Raw genomic sequence first — 15,882 nt, 5'->3', positions numbered from 1 at the left:
ATCCCCAATCACGACCTCGAGAGCAGGCCTTCCATGAAAACACTCGCGCTTTTCCTTGGCACCCTGACCCTTGCCGGCGCCGCCTGCGCTGCCGGGCCGGCCGCTTCGGCGCCTGCCGCCTCCGCCGCCCCTGCTGCCCCTGCCGCGGCGCCGCAGACGCTGGCGTCGGGCATGACCATCCAGCACCTGATCAAGGGCACCGGCGCCTCGCCCAAGGCCACCGACACGGTACAGGTGCACTACCGCGGCACACTTGCGGATGGCACCGAATTCGACAGCTCGTACAAACGCGGCCAGCCGATCTCGTTTCCGCTCAACCGCGTGATCCCGTGCTGGACCGAGGGCGTGCAGGCCATGCAGGTGGGCGGCAAGGCGCGCCTGACCTGCCCGCCGGGCACCGCCTACGGCGCGCGCGGCGTGCCGGGCACGATCCCGCCGAACGCCACGCTGACCTTCGAGGTGGTGCTGCTGGGTATCGGCAACTAAATGCCTCAGCGGGGCGCCTGAGGTTGCGCGGGCGCCGGCGTTCCGGCGGGGGCTGCCGGTGCTGCCGGCGCCGGTTCCGCGCCGGCGTCCTCGTCATCCCCGTAGTCCGGCAACGCGGTGTTCTCGCCGAGCAGGTAGCGCCGCCGCTGCAGGTACGCGTCGCGCACAAAGGCGTACTTGTCCAGCGCCGCCAGCTTGAGCAGGTCGGTCGCGCCCAGCAGGTTGGTGCGCACGTCGACCACGTTCATCCCGTACACCGAGTTGCGCACCGCCGGCTCGGCATAGGTGGTGGGATCGAACCAGAAATTCACATACAGGCCCGCGCCGTCGCGGAACGAGCTGGGGCCGAACAGCGGCAGCACCAGGTAGGGCCCTGACGGCACGCCCCACGTGCCCAGCGTCAGCCCGAAATCCTGCGAGTGCTTCGGCAGCCCGGCGGGCGTGGCGATATCGACCAGCCCACCAAGGCCCAGCACGGAATTCATCGCCACCCGCATAAAGCTCTCCGCCGCCGCCACGCCCTTGCCCTGCAGCAGGTTGTTGGCAAAGTTGCCGATGTCCGCGAGGTTCGAATAGAAATGGCTGACCGCCGCGCGCACCGGCTGCGGCGTGACCGCCCGGTAGCCCCTGGCCACCGGCATCGCGACATACTGGTCCAGCTTGTCGTTGACGGTGAAGATGGCGCGGTTCATCGGCTCCAGCGGATCGGTTGGACTGGCTTGCGGGCCGGTGGCGCAGCCTGCGAGCACGGCTGCGGCGATGGCGGTCGTGGCGAGCGTCGTAAAGCGAAGCGGAACAGGCATCGAGGCAACAGGATCGGTCGCGCGAGAAGAACGGTTCAGGGCCGGGCCGGCTGCTCCGGCTCGTGATGGCTGCCTTCGCGCGGCCGGCCCATCAGGATCGGCTGGAAGAAGACCGCGCCGACCAGCGTGCAGGCCAGTGCCAGCGCCAGCAGCTTGCCCATGCTGGCGGTGCCGGGATGCTGCGACAGCCACAGGCTGCCGAAGGCGACCGCGGTGGTCGCGGCGCTGTACAGCACGGCGTGCGTCAGGCTGGACTGCAGCAGCTGGGTCTTGCCGTGCCGCCAGGCGATCACGTAGTAGATCTTGAAGGCCACGCCCACGCCCAGCAGCAGCGGCAGCGCGATCACGTTGGCGAAGTTCAGCGCAATGCCGAACACCACGCACAGCTCCAGCGTGACGATGGCCGACACCAGCAGCGGAATCAGCGTGCGCAGCACGTCGGCGAAGCGGCGCAGCGTGATCCACAGCAGGACGGTGATCGACAGCACCGCCCAGGCACCCGCCTGCGCAAACGCGGTCATGATGGTATCGGCCGAGCCGCGGATTGAAATCGGTCCGCCGGTGGCGGCGGGCGCCACGCGCTGCACCGCGGCGATAAAGCGCGCCAGCGCGGCTTCTCGCTGCGCGCTGGCGGGGGGCGGCAGGCGCGGGCTGACGTTGACCAGCGCGCGCCCGTCCGGGGCGATCCAGTCGCGCACCAGCTCGGGTGGCAGCGTCTGCTGGCTGACTGCCTGCGGCGTCAGCGCCAGCTTCAGTCTTGCCAGTGCCAGCTGCAGCGGCAGGGCGATGGCGCGCTCGGCGCGGTCGCGCGTGGGCGCATCGGCCGCGGCCAGCTTTTTCAGCGTGGCGGAAAGGTGCGCCGCTTCGGCGGCGCCAGGACCGGGATGCTCGTCAGCGGCGATGGCCAGCTGCCGCGCGGCATTGCGCAGCGCATTGACGCGCGCGCTGTCGGTGGCGGGCGCCGCGGTGGCTTGCGTCAGCGCCGGCATCAGCGCGGCCGAGGCCTGGCCGATGGCCTGCAGCTTGGGCGGCTGGTCCTCGGGAATAAAGCTCTGCAGCGTGAGCGCGCGCGCGACTTCGGGCAGGGCCGCGAGCTGGCCCGCCAGCGCGTGCGCGGCCGGCAGCGACGGCGCCAGCACGCTGACATCGTCGGTGCCGGCCTGCGGCGCATCCTGGAGCGACAGCAGCGTGGCCATCGATTCGGACTGCGGGTCCTTCAGGTGCAGCGGGTCGAAGTCGAAGCGCAGGTGCGGCAGCAGCGGCGCGCCCGCGAGGATGGCGAGCAGCGTCACCAGCAGCACCGGCTTGCGGTAGCGGTCAAAGAAGCGGTCCGCCGGCGCCAGCCAGGCAAAGCCCGGCGACGCGGATTCGCCGCCGGGCCGGAGCACCGCGATCAGCGCTGGCAGCAGCGTGAAGGTGGTGGCGAACGCCACCACCATGCCGACGCCGGCGATCAGGCCCAGCTCGGCCACGCCGCGGTAGTCGGTAGGCAGGAAGCAGAAGAACGCCGCCGCCGTGGCCGCGGCGGCCAGCGCCAGCGGCGCGCCGACGGCGCGCGCGGCCAGGCCCAGCGCATCGACGATATGGTCGCGGCCATGGCGCTCGGCGCGGTAGCGCACGCCGAACTGGATGCCGAAGTCCACGCCCAGGCCGACGAACAGCACCGCGAAGGCCACCGAGATCATGTTCAGCGCGCCCACCATGGCCAGCCCCAGCGCGGCGGTGATCAGCAGCCCGGCGAGCAGGCTCGCCAGCACCGCCACGATCAGCCGCGCCGAACGCAGCGCCAGCCACAGGATCAGCACTACCGCCAGCACTGTCAGCACGCCGTTGAGCACGGCACCGTCGCTGACCGAGGCGAACTCATCGTCGGCCAGCGCCTGCGGGCCGGTCAGGCGCACCGAGGCCTGGTAGCGCTGCGCCAGCTGCAGTTCGTCCGCGGCGTGGCGGATCGCGCGCGCGGCCGCGGCGCCGGCTTTGAGGTCGCTATAGTCGAGCACCGGGCTGAGCGCGACATAGCGGTAGACCTGGCCGTCGGGGCCGGGCTTGAGGCTGTCGTCGAGCAGCCCCGCCCACGACAGCGCGGCAGGCTTGCCGGCCAGCACCTGGTCCAGCGTGCGCGCGCTGCTGCCCATCAGCCCGGCCATGTCGCCCAGCTTGACCTGCCCCATCTGCAGCGGCAGCGCCAGCGTGGTGGTGAGCACATCGGACAGGCCGCGCAGCGTCGGATCGTGTGCGAGGGCGTTGACCAGCGGACGCGCCTGCATGAGCTGCTGCGTCAGCTGGCGGACCTCATCGGTGCCGGCGAACAGCAGGCCGTTGTGCGCAAAGAAGGCGCCGCCGCCGGGCTGGCTGACCGCGGTGAAACGCGCCGGCTGCCGGCGCAAGGCTTCGGCCAGCGCATCGGCGGCGGCATCGGCCAGCTCCGCGGCCGGCGCCTGCACCACCGCCAGGATCATCTGGCCGCGCTGCGGAAAGGCCCTGGCGATGGCCTCGTCGCGCTGGGCCCAGGGCGCGTCGGAATCCAGCAGGCGGCCGATGTCGGTGTTGATGGCGAAATTGCGGGCCACGTAGATGCCGCTGGCGGCCGTCAGCAGTGCCGCCAGCAGGATGACGCGCCACGGCCAGGCGGTGGCAAGCCGGACGATGCGTGTCAGCAGCGAGGTCAGCATGGACGGATCCGGAAGGAGCACGAACCGCGAGTATATCGGCTGGCGCCGTGCGGTATGCGGTATGCGCCATGCGGCGCGGGCGCCGCCGCGATGCGGGCGGATCCGCTATACACTGTCAGCCGGTGCCGGCCGGGGCCGTCGTGCAGCGCGGCGCCGCCGCTTCACCGTCTTCAGTCATTTCCCCGCACTTGCATCCATGACGATTCACCGTTTGCTTTCCGTGGCGCCGCTTGCGGCGATGGCCATGGCATCCGTCGTGCACGCCCAGGCAGTCCAGCCCGGCGACCTGCGCGCCAGCCCCGAGCGGCTGGTGCAGGCCGCGGTGGAGGGCGTGATCGGCACCATCCAGTCCCAGCCCGAGACCCGCGCCGGTGACTTGGGGAAGATCACCGCGGTAGTGCAGAAGCAATTCCTGCCGTACACCGATTTCCAGCGCACCACGCGGCTGGCGCTGGGCGGCGCCTGGCGCACGGCCACGCCGGAGCAGCAGCAACAACTTTACGAGCAGTTCCAGACCCTGCTGGTGCGCAGCTATGCGGTCTCGCTGGCGCAACTGCGCGAGCAGAACGTCAGGTTCCGCTACCAGCCGGCCAAGGCCGCCAGCGGCGCCACCGACGTGGTGGTGCAGACGCGCGTGATCAACAATGCCGACGAGATGCAGATCGACTACCGCCTGCAGCGCACCGCGACCGGCTGGAAGATCTATGACATCAACATGATGGGGGCGTGGCTGATCGAGGTGTACCGCAAGCAGTTTGCCGACATCGTCGCGCGCAACGGGGTCGACGGGCTGGTGAAGTACCTGACCACGCACAACGCGCGCCAGGCGTCGGAGATCTGAGCGGGCTCGCACCGTGGTGGCGCTAGGGCGCTCGCTGTCTGCCGTCGACGCTGCGCCGCCAGCGGCGCAGTTCCACCCACTGCCATGACAGCAGCGCTGGCACCCCGAACAGGATTTCGCGCGCGCGCTTGACCAGCGCCAGCGCCAGCGCCACCTCCGCGCTCATCCCCAGCACCTGGCCCAGCAGCATCACCACCGCTTCCTGCACGCCCAGCCCGGCCGGCACGAAGAACGCCACGTGGCGCGCGGCCTGCGTCAGCGACTCGATCGCCAGCGCCTGCCAGAACGGCACCGGATGGCCCAGCAGCCACAGCGCCAGCCAGATCTCCAGCGTGCCGCTGAGCAGCCCGGCCAGTTGCCAGCCGAGGGCCTTGGCCAGTTCGCGGTGGCGCCGGTTGAGCGCGCGGATATGCGCGTCCAGGCGCGCGCCATCGATCAGCGCGACGATGCGGTGGTCGGCGCCGAACAGCCGGCGCGCCGCGCCTTCCAGCTTCTCGAACAAGGCGGCGTGGCGCAGCGACAGCGCGAACAGCACCGGCACCGGCAGCGACAGCAGCAGGCCGGCCAGGATGATCCACGCGCTGGCGCGCTGCTGCAGCGCGACCACCAGCATCAGCACGCCGGTGGCGGCGAACAGGTATTGCGAGAACATCGTCACCATCACTTCGACCACCACGCTGGCGGTGACCGCGGTGGTGTCGTGGATGCGCAGCCGCGTCAGGCGGATGCCGACCAGTTCGCCGCCCACGCCCACGGTGGGCAGCAGGCGGCCCACCGCCTCGCGCACCGCGGCGACCCACCACAGGAAGCCGACGCCGGCACGTTCATCGGGATCGGCGGAGGTCAGCAGCACGCGCCAGCCCTGCGCGTCGAGCAGCAGCGGCAGCGCGTGCAGCGGCACCAGCAGCAACAGCGGCCAGCCGCCCCGGGCCATCACGGCGGCGATATCGCCGGCGCCCTGGTGGATCACCAGCGCGGTCAGCGCCAGCAGCCCGAGCAGTCCGGTCAGGTAGGCCAGGCGTTTCATCGGCAATCGTCAGCGGAAGGTCCTGCTGCCCAGCACATCGGCAAAGCCGCCGCGCCGGTGGGCCGCCTGCTCCAGCGCGGCGCGCACGCGCGGCGACAGCAGCGCAGCCAGTTCGTCGGCGTGGCGGTAGCCGTGCATCGACGGGGCGATGGCCGCGCCGGACGCCACTGCCGGATGCAGGTAGATCTCGCCCACGCCCGCGGGCAGTCGCGCCAGCGCCTGCAGCAGCGCGGCCTCGTCCATCTGGCCGCTGCGCGCGATGCCGACCACGTAATCGTTGTGCGCAATGCCGGCGCGGTCCAGCCGGCGGCGCAGCAACGCCAGCCACGGGCGCAGCAGCCAGGGCGCGCCCGCCTCGCGCGGGAGCCGCATCGCGCGCAGGCCGAACTCGCGACCGATCGACAGGATCAGCGACAGCACGGTCGGATGCAGGTGGAAATGCTTGTGCGTATTGACGTGGTCCAGCGCCAGGCCGGTGGCGGCGAAGGCCTCGAACTGCGCGCGGATTTCCGCGGCGAGCTGGCGGCGCACCGCGGGCAGGAAGAAGAAGCGGCAACCGTCCCGCGCCATCGCCGAGCCGAAGCGGCCGTGCGCATCGACCAGCGCCGGGATGCGCGCGCGCGGCAGCATGGCCGGGCCATCGGCCAGCACCACGTGCAGCCCCACGCGCAGCGCGGGCAACCGGCGCGCGCGCGCCACCGCATCCGCCACCGCGGGCGCGCCCACCATCAGGCTGGCGGCGTTGAGCACGCCGTCGCGATGAGCCAGCTCCACCGCTTCGTTGACGGCCGGGTGTAGCCCGAAGTCGTCGGCGGTGACGATCAGCGCGCGGTGTGCCGCAGCGGGTGCCGCACCGGAAAGCGCCCGGGCCAGGATCAGGCCTCGTGCGAGCGCAGGAAGCGGAAGAACTCCACGCCTTCGCGCAGGCGCCGCTTCATCATGTCCCAGCTGCCCAGCATCTCGCGCACGATCTCCCAGATCTTGCCGGGGCGGAAGTAGAAGCGCTTGTAGAAGGTTTCGACGCCGTGGTAGATGTCCTCCTTCGACAAGTGCGGGTAGCTGATCGCCGCTAGCTGCACGCCCTGGTCGTTGACCAGGTTGATGACCTTGTTCTCCTCGAGCCAGCCGTTCTCCACCGCCTGGCGGTACAGCGCGGTGCCGGGGTAGGGCGCGGCGAGCGAGACCTGGATGGTGTGCGGGTTGATTTCCTTGGCGTACTCGATGGTCTTCTCGATGGTCTCGCGGGTCTCGCCCGGCAGGCCCAGGATGAAGGTGCCGTGGATCTGGATGCCGAGCTTGCGGCAGTCTTCGGTAAAGCGGCGCGCGATGTCGGTGCGCAGGCCCTTCTTGATGTTCAGCAGGATCTGGTCGTCGCCGGACTCGTAGCCCACCAGCAGCAGGCGCAGCCCGTTTTCCTTCATGATCTTGAGCGTGCTGTACGGCACGTTGGCCTTGGCGTTGCACGACCACGTCACGCCCAGCTGGCCCAGCCCGCGCGCAATCTCTTCCACGCGCGGCTTGAAGTCGGTGAAGGTGTCGTCGTCGAACATGATCTCCCGGACCTGGGGCATGTTCTCCTTGATCCATTTCACCTCGGCGAGCACGCTTGCGGCCGAGCGCGTGCGGTAGCGGTGCCCACCCACGGTCTGCGGCCACAGGCAGAAGGTGCAGCGCGAACGGCAGCCGCGGCCGGTGTAGATCGACACATACGGATGCTTCAGGTAGCCGATGAAGTAGTTCTCGATCTTGAGGTCGCGCTGGTAGACCGGCGCCACGAACGGCAGCGCGTCCATGTCCTCGATCATCGGGCGCTGGCCGTTGTGTTCGAACGAGCCGTCCGGCAGCCGATAGGACAGCCCGAGGATGTCCCTGAGCGGTTTGCCGGCGGCCACATCCTGGCAGGTGTAGTCGAATTCCTCGCGGCAGACGAAGTCGATGGCGTCGCTCGCCCCCAGCGTGCCGCCGGGGTCGACCGCGGGCTTGGCGCCGACCATACCGATCATCACGCCGGGATGGCGCTGCTTCAGCGCCTCGGCGAACTTGGCGTCGGTGGGGAACGACGGCGTGCTGGTGTGGATGATCACCAGCTCATAATCCGCGGCAATCTCCAGCGCCTGCTGCACGCTCAGGCCGTCGGCCGGGGCATCGAGCACGCGGCTGCCGGGCACCAGCGCGGCCGGCTGGGCCAGCCAGGTGGGATACCAGAACGACTTGATCTCGCGCTTGGCCTGGTAGCGCGAACCGGCGCCGCCATCGAAGCCGTCGAAGGACGGGGCCTGCAGGAACAGGGTTTTTTTCATAGCGGCCTCTCGGTATGGATGCCGGTGAAACGTGCACTGTTGGGTGAGGACTCTGTGGCGGCGCCGGAGTGCTGCCTGTCACCTACCGGCAGCACCTGCTCCCGCCACCACACCCGCTTGCCCGCCAACGCCAGCGCCCAGCACGCCAGCAACAAGCCATCGCGCAACGGCGCCCGCAGTGCCGCCGCAGCGCTCCCCGCCAGCACACTGCGCGCCATCACGCCGACGGCTGCCGCGGCGGTCACCAGCGGCAGCGGCGCCAGCCACATGCCCAGCGCCAGCATCGGCCAGGTGAAGGTGACGAAGCTGAACGCATAGCCCGCAGGATTCAGCGACGCGATCGTCCGCATCCACCGCAACTCATGCCGCCACAGCAGCGTGAAGCCGTCCTCGGTGATATCGGTCGTCACCACCACCTCCGACAACACCGTGCGCAAGCCCAGTCGCCGCGTCAGCTCGCCCAGCCAGAAATCGTCCGCCAGCCGGTCGCGCACGGCCTCGAAACCGCCGATGGCCGCCAGCGCATCGCGGCGCAGCGCGATGGTCGCGCCAAAGGCAAAGCGCCGCGAGCCGCCCGCATGGGCGATGCGCACCGCTGGCACAAACCAGTCGTCGATGAACTGCGCGCCGAGGCGCGACCAGAAGCCACCGATGGCGTGGCCGCGGTACAGGCAGGTGACCACGCCGACGCCGGCCTGCACAAGCGGCGCCGTCACGCGGGCCAGGTAGTCCGGCGCCACCGCGACGTCGCTGTCGGCGATGACCAGCGCATCGTGCCGGGCCGCGCCGGACAGGTTGATCAGGTTGCTGGCCTTGAGGTTGCTGCCATGCACTCGCGGGTCGATCACCAGTGCGATGTCGCAGGCCGGGAAGTCGCGCCGCAGCCGCTGCACCACCGCGATGGCGGGATCGTCCGCGGCACGCACGCCGAATACCAGCTGGAAGCACGGATGCCGCTGCCGGCAGAAGGTCGCCAGGTTGGCGTAGAGCCGGGGTTCGGCGCCGCACAGCGGCTTGAGCACGCTGACCGGCGTGGCGGACATGGCGCCGCGTGGCGCAGGCTTGCGTCGCGACAGCCAGGCCGCGGCCAGTGCATAGCCAGCCGCCACGCAGACCAGCGCTGCGCCGGGCAGGGTGCTGGCAAGTCCGGCGGCCATGGCAATGGCTTCAGTGCGTGGCGGCGCTGGCAGGCGCCTCGGCCGGCCGCGGCTGCTTCGCGGGCGGCCGGGTGCGCTGGATTTCCTCGAGCTTGATCTCGACGTGGCGCGAGAACACGTATTCGGCCGGCCGCTGCCGGTCCAGCGCAATGTCCGGCGCCATCGGGCCGCTGGTGCGCACGCCGCGCAGGCTTACGCCGAGCGCCTTGAGCGGATGGGCAAAGGTGTCGGCCACGGCGGTGGCTTCGTAGCCGCTGTGCACCATGCAGTCGGCGCATTTCTCGTAATTGCCGGTGCCGTAGGCGTCCCAGTCGGTCTCGTCCATCAGTTCGCGGAAGGTCGCGGCATAGCCTTCGCCGACCAGGTAGCACGGGCGCTGCCAGCCGAATACCGTGCGCGCCGGGTTGCCCCACGGGGTGCAGTGGTAGGTCTGGTTGCCGGCGAGGAAGTCAAGGAACAGCGTCGACTGGCTGAACGCCCAGTTCTTGCCCGCGCGGCCGCGGCCGAGGATGTCGCGGAACAGCTGGCGGGTCTTGCCGCGGTTCAGGAAGTGCTGCTGGTCCGGCGCGCGCTCATAGGCATAGCCCGGCGACACGGTGATGCCATCGACGCCCAGCGCCTTGACCGAATCGAAGAACCTGGCCACACGCTCGGGCTGCGCGTCGTTGAACAGCGTGCAATTGATATTGACGCGGAAGCCGCGCGCCTTGGCGGCGCGGATCGCCTCGACGCAGCGATCGTACACGCCTTCCTGGCACACCGAGCGATCATGCATCTCGCGGTCGCCGTCCAGGTGCACCGACCAGATGAAATACGGGCTGGGCTGGTACTGGTCCAGCTTCTTTTCCATCAACAGCGCATTGGTGCACAGGTAGACGAACTTGCGCCGCTGGATGATGCCTTGCACGATCTGCGGCATGTCCTTGTGCAGCAGCGGCTCGCCGCCGGCAATCGACACCACCGGCGCGCCGCACTCGTCCACCGCCTCCAGGCATTGCTGCACCGACAGGCGCTGGTTCAGGATGGGATCCGGGTAGTCGATCTTGCCGCAGCCGGAGCACGCCAGGTTGCAGCGGAACAGCGGTTCGAGCATCAGCGCAAGCGGATAGCGTTTCTGCCGCGACAGGTGCTTGCCGACGATATAGGCGCCCACGCGGGCAACCTGCAGGAGCGGAATGGCCACGACAGCTTCCTCTGGTTGGTTCAGCCTGCAATGTTCTCGTTGGCAGCATCGCTGCAGTCGGGCGCGGCGTCCGTGCCGGACTGCAGCGATGCCGCCGGCGGCTTGACGTCGGCCAGCTCGGCCGGCAGCCGGAACTCGGCATGCTCTTCGCGCCCGGCCATGGTGCTGACCTCGACCGGCCCCAGCCGGCGCAGCGCCGCGATCACGTCTTCGACCATGGCCTCGGGGGCCGAGGCGCCGGCGGTGATGCCGACCACATTGGCGTCGCGCACCCAGGCCGGGTCGAGCTCGCTGCCCTCGGCGATCAGGTAGCTGGGCACGCCGCTCTCGGTGCCGATCTCGCGCAGGCGGTTGGAGTTGGAACTGTTGGTCGCGCCGATCACCAGGATCACGTCGGCCAGCTTGCACAGGTCGCGCACCGCGCTCTGGCGATTCTGCGTGGCGTAGCAGATATCGCGCGTGTCCGGTCCGACCAGGTTGCTGAAGCGCCGTCCGAGCGCGGCGATGATGTTGCGGGTGTCGTCCACGCTCAGCGTGGTCTGGGTGACGTAGGCGACCGGGGTGTCGTCGGGCAGGTCGAGCTTGCCGACGTCGGCCTCGTTCTGCACCAGGATCACCTTGCCGGGGATTTGCCCCATGGTGCCTTCGACCTCGGGGTGGCCGGCATGGCCGATCAGGATCACGATGCGGCCGCTGGCGGCGTACTGGCGACCCTGGGTGTGGACCTTGATCACCAGCGGGCAGGTGGCGTCAATGGCATGCAGCTGGCGCTGGCGGGCATCGGCGACGACCTCGCGCGACACCCCGTGCGCGCTGAAGATGGTGACCGCGCCGGCCGGCACTTCGTCCAGCTCTTCGACGAAACGCGCGCCCTTGTCCTTCAGTCCCTGTACCACGTGCTTGTTATGCACGATCTCATGCCGCACGAACACCGGCGCACCGTGCTTCACGAGGGCGCGGTCGACGATCTCGATCGCGCGCACCACGCCGGCACAGAAGCCCCGGGGCTGAGCAAGAATCACCTGCATGGAGTAGGCCCCCGACCCTTTTGCTACGGGTTTCAGTGTTTGGGATCGCGCAACGGAAAACGATGCCCGGTATCCAGCCAGACCCACCGGAGATCCGCCGCGGATCACATTTTCCTCGCACGGTGGTTACTATATACCCGACACGCCGGCTTTGTCTGGCGCCGCCATGATCGGCGCGGGGCCGGTCCCGGCGACGCCGCCTTGCGAGGAAACGGGCTGATGAGCAAAAACGATGACGTGCTGGTGACCGGTGCAGCGGGTTTCCTGGGCTCGGCGGTGGCACGCCAGGCGCTGGCGCGCGGCTGGCGTGTGCGCGTGCTGGTGCGCCCGCAGAGCCCCCGCACCAATCTCGCGGGGCTGCCGGTGACTGTGGTCCAGGGCGACATGCGCGATGCCGCCGCGGTGGCCGCGGCGCTGCAGGGCGTGCGCTACCTGTTCCATGTCGCCGCCGACTACCGGCTGTGGGCGCGCGATCCGGAAGACATTGTGCGTACCAATGTCGATGGCACGCTGGCGGTGATGGAGGCCGCGCAGCGGGCCGGCGTCGAGCGCGTGGTCTATACCAGCAGCGTGGCGACGCTGCGCGTCGCCGGCGCGCAGGTACCGGTGGACGAGACCGCGGCGATGCGCCCGCATGAGGCCATCGGCGCCTACAAGCGCAGCAAGGTCTTGGCCGAGCGCGTGGTCGAGCAACGGATCGCCGAACACGGCCTGCCGGCGGTCATCGTCAACCCGTCCACCCCCATCGGCCCGCGCGACGTGCGGCCCACGCCAACCGGCCGCATCATCGTCGAGGCCGCCACCGGCAAGATCCCGGCCTTTGTCGATACCGGGCTGAACCTGGCCCATGTGGACGACGTGGCCAACGGGCATTTGCTGGCGCTGGAGCGCGGCCGCACCGGCGAGCGCTACATCCTGGGCGGCCAGGACGTGATGCTGCAACAGATGCTGCGCGATATCGCCGAGCTGTGCGGCCGGCGCCCGCCGACCCTGCAGCTGCCGCGCTGGCCGCTGTATCCGCTGGCCTACGGCGCGGAAGCGGCGGCGCGGCTGACCGGCAAGGAGCCGTTGCTGACTGTCGATGGACTCAATATGTCCCGCTACCGGATGTTTTTTACCTCGGACAAGGCGCGCAGGGAACTGGGGTATCAGCCGCGCCCCTATCAGGAGGGGCTGCGCGACGCGCTGGCGTGGTTCCGCGCGCACGGATACCTTGGCCATCCCTGAGCCGCCGGCTCAGGGGCGCAACGGGGCCTGGCTGCGGCCCTTCCACTGCCCGCCGCGCCGCAGCCGGTAGCGCCGTGCCGAGTCGAGCGTCGCGCCCAGGTAGAACAGCGCCGTGAGCGGCAGCAGCGGTGCCAGCCACCACGGCTGCCGGTACTCGCGCAGCATCGGCAGGTAGGCCAGCGACATCGCGGCCCAGGCCAGCCATGCCGGCCACACCCGCCAGCCCAGCGCCAGCACCGGCGGCACCAGGTAGGTCAGCACCATGCCGGCGACCGCGCCCGCCAGCCACAGCGGCGAATGGCGCAGCTGCGTGTAGGCGCTGCGCGCGATCATGTCCCACAGGCTGCGCCAGTCGTCATAGGGGCGCAGCGACGCGCTGTCGTCGGCCAGGTCCAGCCGGATGGCGCCGCCGGGCTTGATGCGCGCGGCCAGGCTGCAGTCGTCGATCAGCTCGCCGCGGATCGCGGCAAAGCCGCCGATGCGCGCCAGCGCTGCCCGGCGCGCCAGCATGCAGCCGCCGGCCGCAGCGGCAACGCGGCTGCGCGGATCGCGCACGCGGGCAAAGGGATAGAGCTTGGCAAAGAAAAAGACAAAGGCCGGCACCACCAGCCGTTCCCACATCGAGACGCAGCGCAGCCGCACCATCAGCGAGACCAGGTCGCGCCGCTCCGCCTCGGCGCGCGCGACCAGGCCGGCCAGCACGCCGGGCCCGTGGCGGATGTCGGCATCGGTCAGCCAGACATAGCGTGCCTGCGGCGCGATGCGGTCGGCGGCGGCCAGGCCCTCGGACTGCGCCCAGACCTTGCCGCTCCAGCCGGCCGGCAGTTCGCGCGCACTGATGACGGTGAGCGCCTGCGGGCGCGCGGTGATGGCCGCGGCGGCGCGGGCGATATCGGCGGTGCCGTCGCTGCTGTGGTCGTCCACCACCACCAACGCCAGCGGGCCCGGGTAGCGCTGGCCCAGCACTGCGGCCACCGCGCTGCCGATGACCTCGGCCTCGTCGCGCGCGGGGATGATGGCGACTACCTGTGGCCAATGCGCCGGCGCCGGCGCGGCCGGTGGCCTGCGCACGCGCCAGAAGCCGGCGCGCCCGAACAGCAGCACGCCCCAGATCGTGAGCGACAGCAGCGACAGCGCCATGGCGATGCGCATGGATTGCCCCCTAATTTCACCAAGCCTGCGGTGGGATGGTCCGGGGCCATTCTAGCGAGAGCCGCCGGCACATGCATCACCGCGGCCCGCGCAGTGTCAGGGCAGGCCGGGCGCGGCGCGCCCGACGCTCATGCCGCTGGCCAGTCCGGCCACGGCCCGGCAGGCGGCATCGAGGCCCTGGGCCAGGGTGGCCCGCTTCCACGCGTCGGTGTCGGTGTAGAAGGCATCCCGGATGCGGCGATCGATGGCCGCCCGCACCGCCGCATCGGGGTCCGGCTGGCGGTCGAGCCATTGCGCCGCGCGCAGCGCGTTGAGCACCTCTTCGCCGGCCTCGGTGCCGAACTCCAGGACCAGGTTGGTGTATGCCGCCTGGGCAAAGACGGGGCGCACGCCTACGGCCAGCGTGCCCAGGCGCGGCACCATCGGGCCGTTGCCGTCTTCCAGCTGCGCCACGCCGCTGCCCCACCATGCGCGTGCCCGTGCCAGCGCGTCGGGCTCGTCCGGCGACATCAGCACCGGCGTCGCCTGCGCCTGCGCTCCGGTCGCGGTGTGCAGGTCGAGCCAGGCCAGTTCGCGGCATTGCGTGGCATGCTGGCGCAGGATCTCCAGCAGCGCGCGGTGCGACCACGTCGGCGCATCGCCGCCGAAGAAGAGCCCGTCCGGATGGCTGTATTGCCCGGCCGCGACCGCGGTTTCGATGGCGCGCATGCCATGTGCGGCGACATAGTCCCACAGCACCTGGTCGGCCTCGGCGCTGGGCCAGCGCTCGGGCACCAGGGCCTGCGCCAGTTGCGCATAGCCGGGGTTGGCGGGCGCGGGCGCGTCGAAGTCGCGGAAATTGCGGTTCAGGTCGATGTTGTCCTCGGTCCAGCGGCGCCACCAGGAGAAGCCCCACGGGTTGAGGGCGTGCACATACAGCACCGCCACATCCGCCGCGCTGGCCTGCCGGTGGAAGCTGCCATCGAGCAGCAGGCCAGCCTGCACGCCCGAGCCGGCAAAGCCTTCGACGCCGTGGCAGCCGCTGCTGACGATCAGCAGCCGACTGGCATCGCCGCGGCCATGGCGCGCGACATCGACGGCGAGGGCCTCGCCATGGCGGCCGCGCAGCGGGTGGACGGTGCTTTCCACCCGCAGCCCCGCGTCGCGGGCGGCGTAGAGAAACTTGGAACGGGCTTCGGCATAGGTCTGGGAGAACAGCGCGGACGGGTGCATGGGAGCTCTGGGTCGGGTGGGTCGGTCAGGTCAGTCCGCATAGCCGGGGTTGCGGCGGTCCAGTCGGCGCAGCAGGCCCGGCCAGACCAGGCGGTCAGGCCCCAGGTCGAGCGTAGTGACGCGCGCCTGCGCGGCGATGCCCAGCTGGATTTCACCGGGGATCGGCCGCAGCGCGCCACCGCCGGCCTGCGCGCGCACCTGGATCGCGCAGGCCGCTTCGGCGAAATACAACGCCACGAAGGCATCGGCGATGGTCGTGCCGAGCGTCAGCAGGCCATGGTTGCGCAGCAGCATCACGTGCTTGCCGCCGAGGTCGCGCACCAGGCGCGGCTGCTCGTCGGCATTGACGGCGATGCCCTCGTAGTCGTGATAGGCGAGGGCGGGCAGGATGAATTGCGATTGCTGCGACAGCGGCAGCAGGCCCTCAGCCTGCGCCGACACCGCGATGCCATTGAGCGAGTGCGTATGCATGACACAGCCGGCGTCCGCGCGCGCGGCATGGATCGCGCTGTGGATGGTGAAGCCGGCCGGGTTGATTTCGTAGGGCGACGGCGCCAGCTTGTTGCCGGCCAGGTCGATCTTCACCAGCGACGACGCGGTGATCTCGTCGAACATCATGCCGTACGGATTGATCAGGAAGCTCTCGGTGCCCGGGATGCGCGCCGACAGATGCGTGAAGACCAGGTCGTCCCAGCCGTACAGCGCCACCAGGCGGTAGGCGGCGGCAAGATCGACACGGGTTTGCCATTCGGTGGGCGACACGTTGGCGCGTACAGCGGACGAGGACATGGGAT

The 15,882-nt window shown here is 70.3% G+C and carries 14 protein-coding genes; 3 read left to right on the top strand and 11 right to left on the bottom strand.

Annotated features, from left to right (window positions below; translation table 11 throughout):
- Positions 1–33 precede the first annotated feature (33 nt).
- The gene (locus MKD38_RS04850; protein ID WP_252674913.1) at positions 34–486 is read left to right on the top strand and encodes an FKBP-type peptidyl-prolyl cis-trans isomerase; all 453 of its coding nucleotides are present in this window, start codon (positions 34–36) and stop codon (positions 484–486) included.
- 5 nt (positions 487–491) lie between these two features.
- On the opposite strand, the gene MKD38_RS04845 is transcribed toward MKD38_RS04850, so the two are convergent.
- Positions 492–1,289 carry an MlaA family lipoprotein gene (locus MKD38_RS04845; protein ID WP_252674912.1) on the bottom strand — a complete coding sequence of 266 codons (798 nt, stop codon included), beginning with the start codon at positions 1,287–1,289 and terminating at the stop codon, positions 492–494.
- Positions 1,290–1,324: 35 nt separating this feature from the next.
- The gene (gene hpnN / locus MKD38_RS04840) at positions 1,325–3,961 is read right to left on the bottom strand and encodes a hopanoid transporter HpnN (protein ID WP_252674911.1); all 2,637 of its coding nucleotides are present in this window, start codon (positions 3,959–3,961) and stop codon (positions 1,325–1,327) included.
- A gap of 196 nt (positions 3,962–4,157) precedes the next feature.
- On the opposite strand from hpnN, the gene MKD38_RS04835 reads away from it, so the two are divergent.
- Positions 4,158–4,802: an MlaC/ttg2D family ABC transporter substrate-binding protein gene (locus MKD38_RS04835; protein ID WP_252674910.1), complete on the top strand. Its 645-nt coding sequence runs from the start codon at positions 4,158–4,160 to the stop codon at positions 4,800–4,802.
- Positions 4,803–4,824: 22 nt separating this feature from the next.
- On the opposite strand, the gene MKD38_RS04830 is transcribed toward MKD38_RS04835, so the two are convergent.
- From MKD38_RS04830 to ispH, 6 genes are read right to left on the bottom strand one after another with little or no spacing between them, the layout of a single operon-like run.
- Complete coding sequence (locus MKD38_RS04830) at positions 4,825–5,829, bottom strand: lysylphosphatidylglycerol synthase domain-containing protein (RefSeq protein WP_252674909.1); 1,005 nt, start codon at positions 5,827–5,829, stop codon at positions 4,825–4,827.
- Positions 5,830–5,838: 9 nt separating this feature from the next.
- The gene (gene hpnK / locus MKD38_RS04825; protein ID WP_252675328.1) at positions 5,839–6,654 is read right to left on the bottom strand and encodes a hopanoid biosynthesis-associated protein HpnK; all 816 of its coding nucleotides are present in this window, start codon (positions 6,652–6,654) and stop codon (positions 5,839–5,841) included.
- Positions 6,655–6,704: 50 nt separating this feature from the next.
- Positions 6,705–8,129 (bottom strand): hopanoid biosynthesis associated radical SAM protein HpnJ, encoded by a 1,425-nt coding sequence (gene hpnJ / locus MKD38_RS04820; protein ID WP_252674908.1) that lies wholly within the window; start codon positions 8,127–8,129, stop codon positions 6,705–6,707.
- Positions 8,126–9,286 (bottom strand): bacteriohopanetetrol glucosamine biosynthesis glycosyltransferase HpnI, encoded by a 1,161-nt coding sequence (gene hpnI / locus MKD38_RS04815; RefSeq protein ID WP_252674907.1) that lies wholly within the window; start codon positions 9,284–9,286, stop codon positions 8,126–8,128. The genes hpnJ and hpnI overlap by 4 nt, the downstream gene beginning before the upstream one ends.
- 10 nt (positions 9,287–9,296) lie before the next feature.
- Positions 9,297–10,469, bottom strand: a complete 1,173-nt coding sequence (gene hpnH, locus MKD38_RS04810) for an adenosyl-hopene transferase HpnH (protein WP_252674906.1) — start codon at positions 10,467–10,469, stop codon at positions 9,297–9,299.
- A 20-nt stretch (positions 10,470–10,489) separates the two neighbouring features.
- The gene (gene ispH, locus MKD38_RS04805) at positions 10,490–11,497 is read right to left on the bottom strand and encodes a 4-hydroxy-3-methylbut-2-enyl diphosphate reductase (protein WP_252674905.1); all 1,008 of its coding nucleotides are present in this window, start codon (positions 11,495–11,497) and stop codon (positions 10,490–10,492) included.
- A gap of 219 nt (positions 11,498–11,716) precedes the next feature.
- Between ispH and hpnA the strand changes: the two genes are divergently transcribed.
- Entirely contained in the window at positions 11,717–12,724 is a 1,008-nt protein-coding gene (gene hpnA / locus MKD38_RS04800; RefSeq protein WP_252674904.1) for a hopanoid-associated sugar epimerase, read from the top strand.
- A 9-nt stretch (positions 12,725–12,733) separates the two neighbouring features.
- On the opposite strand, the gene MKD38_RS04795 is transcribed toward hpnA, so the two are convergent.
- The 3 genes from MKD38_RS04795 to MKD38_RS04785 form a co-directional block, all read right to left on the bottom strand.
- A complete protein-coding gene (locus tag MKD38_RS04795; RefSeq protein WP_252674903.1) occupies positions 12,734–13,876 on the bottom strand; it encodes a glycosyltransferase in 1,143 nt (380 codons plus the stop codon).
- A 96-nt stretch (positions 13,877–13,972) separates the two neighbouring features.
- Entirely contained in the window at positions 13,973–15,088 is a 1,116-nt protein-coding gene (locus MKD38_RS04790; RefSeq protein ID WP_252674902.1) for a M14 family metallopeptidase, read from the bottom strand.
- 30 nt (positions 15,089–15,118) lie between these two features.
- Positions 15,119–15,877, bottom strand: a complete 759-nt coding sequence (locus MKD38_RS04785; RefSeq protein WP_252674901.1) for a class II aldolase/adducin family protein — start codon at positions 15,875–15,877, stop codon at positions 15,119–15,121.
- Positions 15,878–15,882: the final 5 nt, after the last annotated feature.

The sequence above is a fragment of the Cupriavidus sp. WGlv3 genome, from assembly GCF_023952475.1.
GTDB lineage: Bacteria > Pseudomonadota > Gammaproteobacteria > Burkholderiales > Burkholderiaceae > Cupriavidus > Cupriavidus phytorum.
Note: the sequence above shows the minus strand (reverse complement) of the source record. Positions and strands in the feature narration are given on the sequence as shown.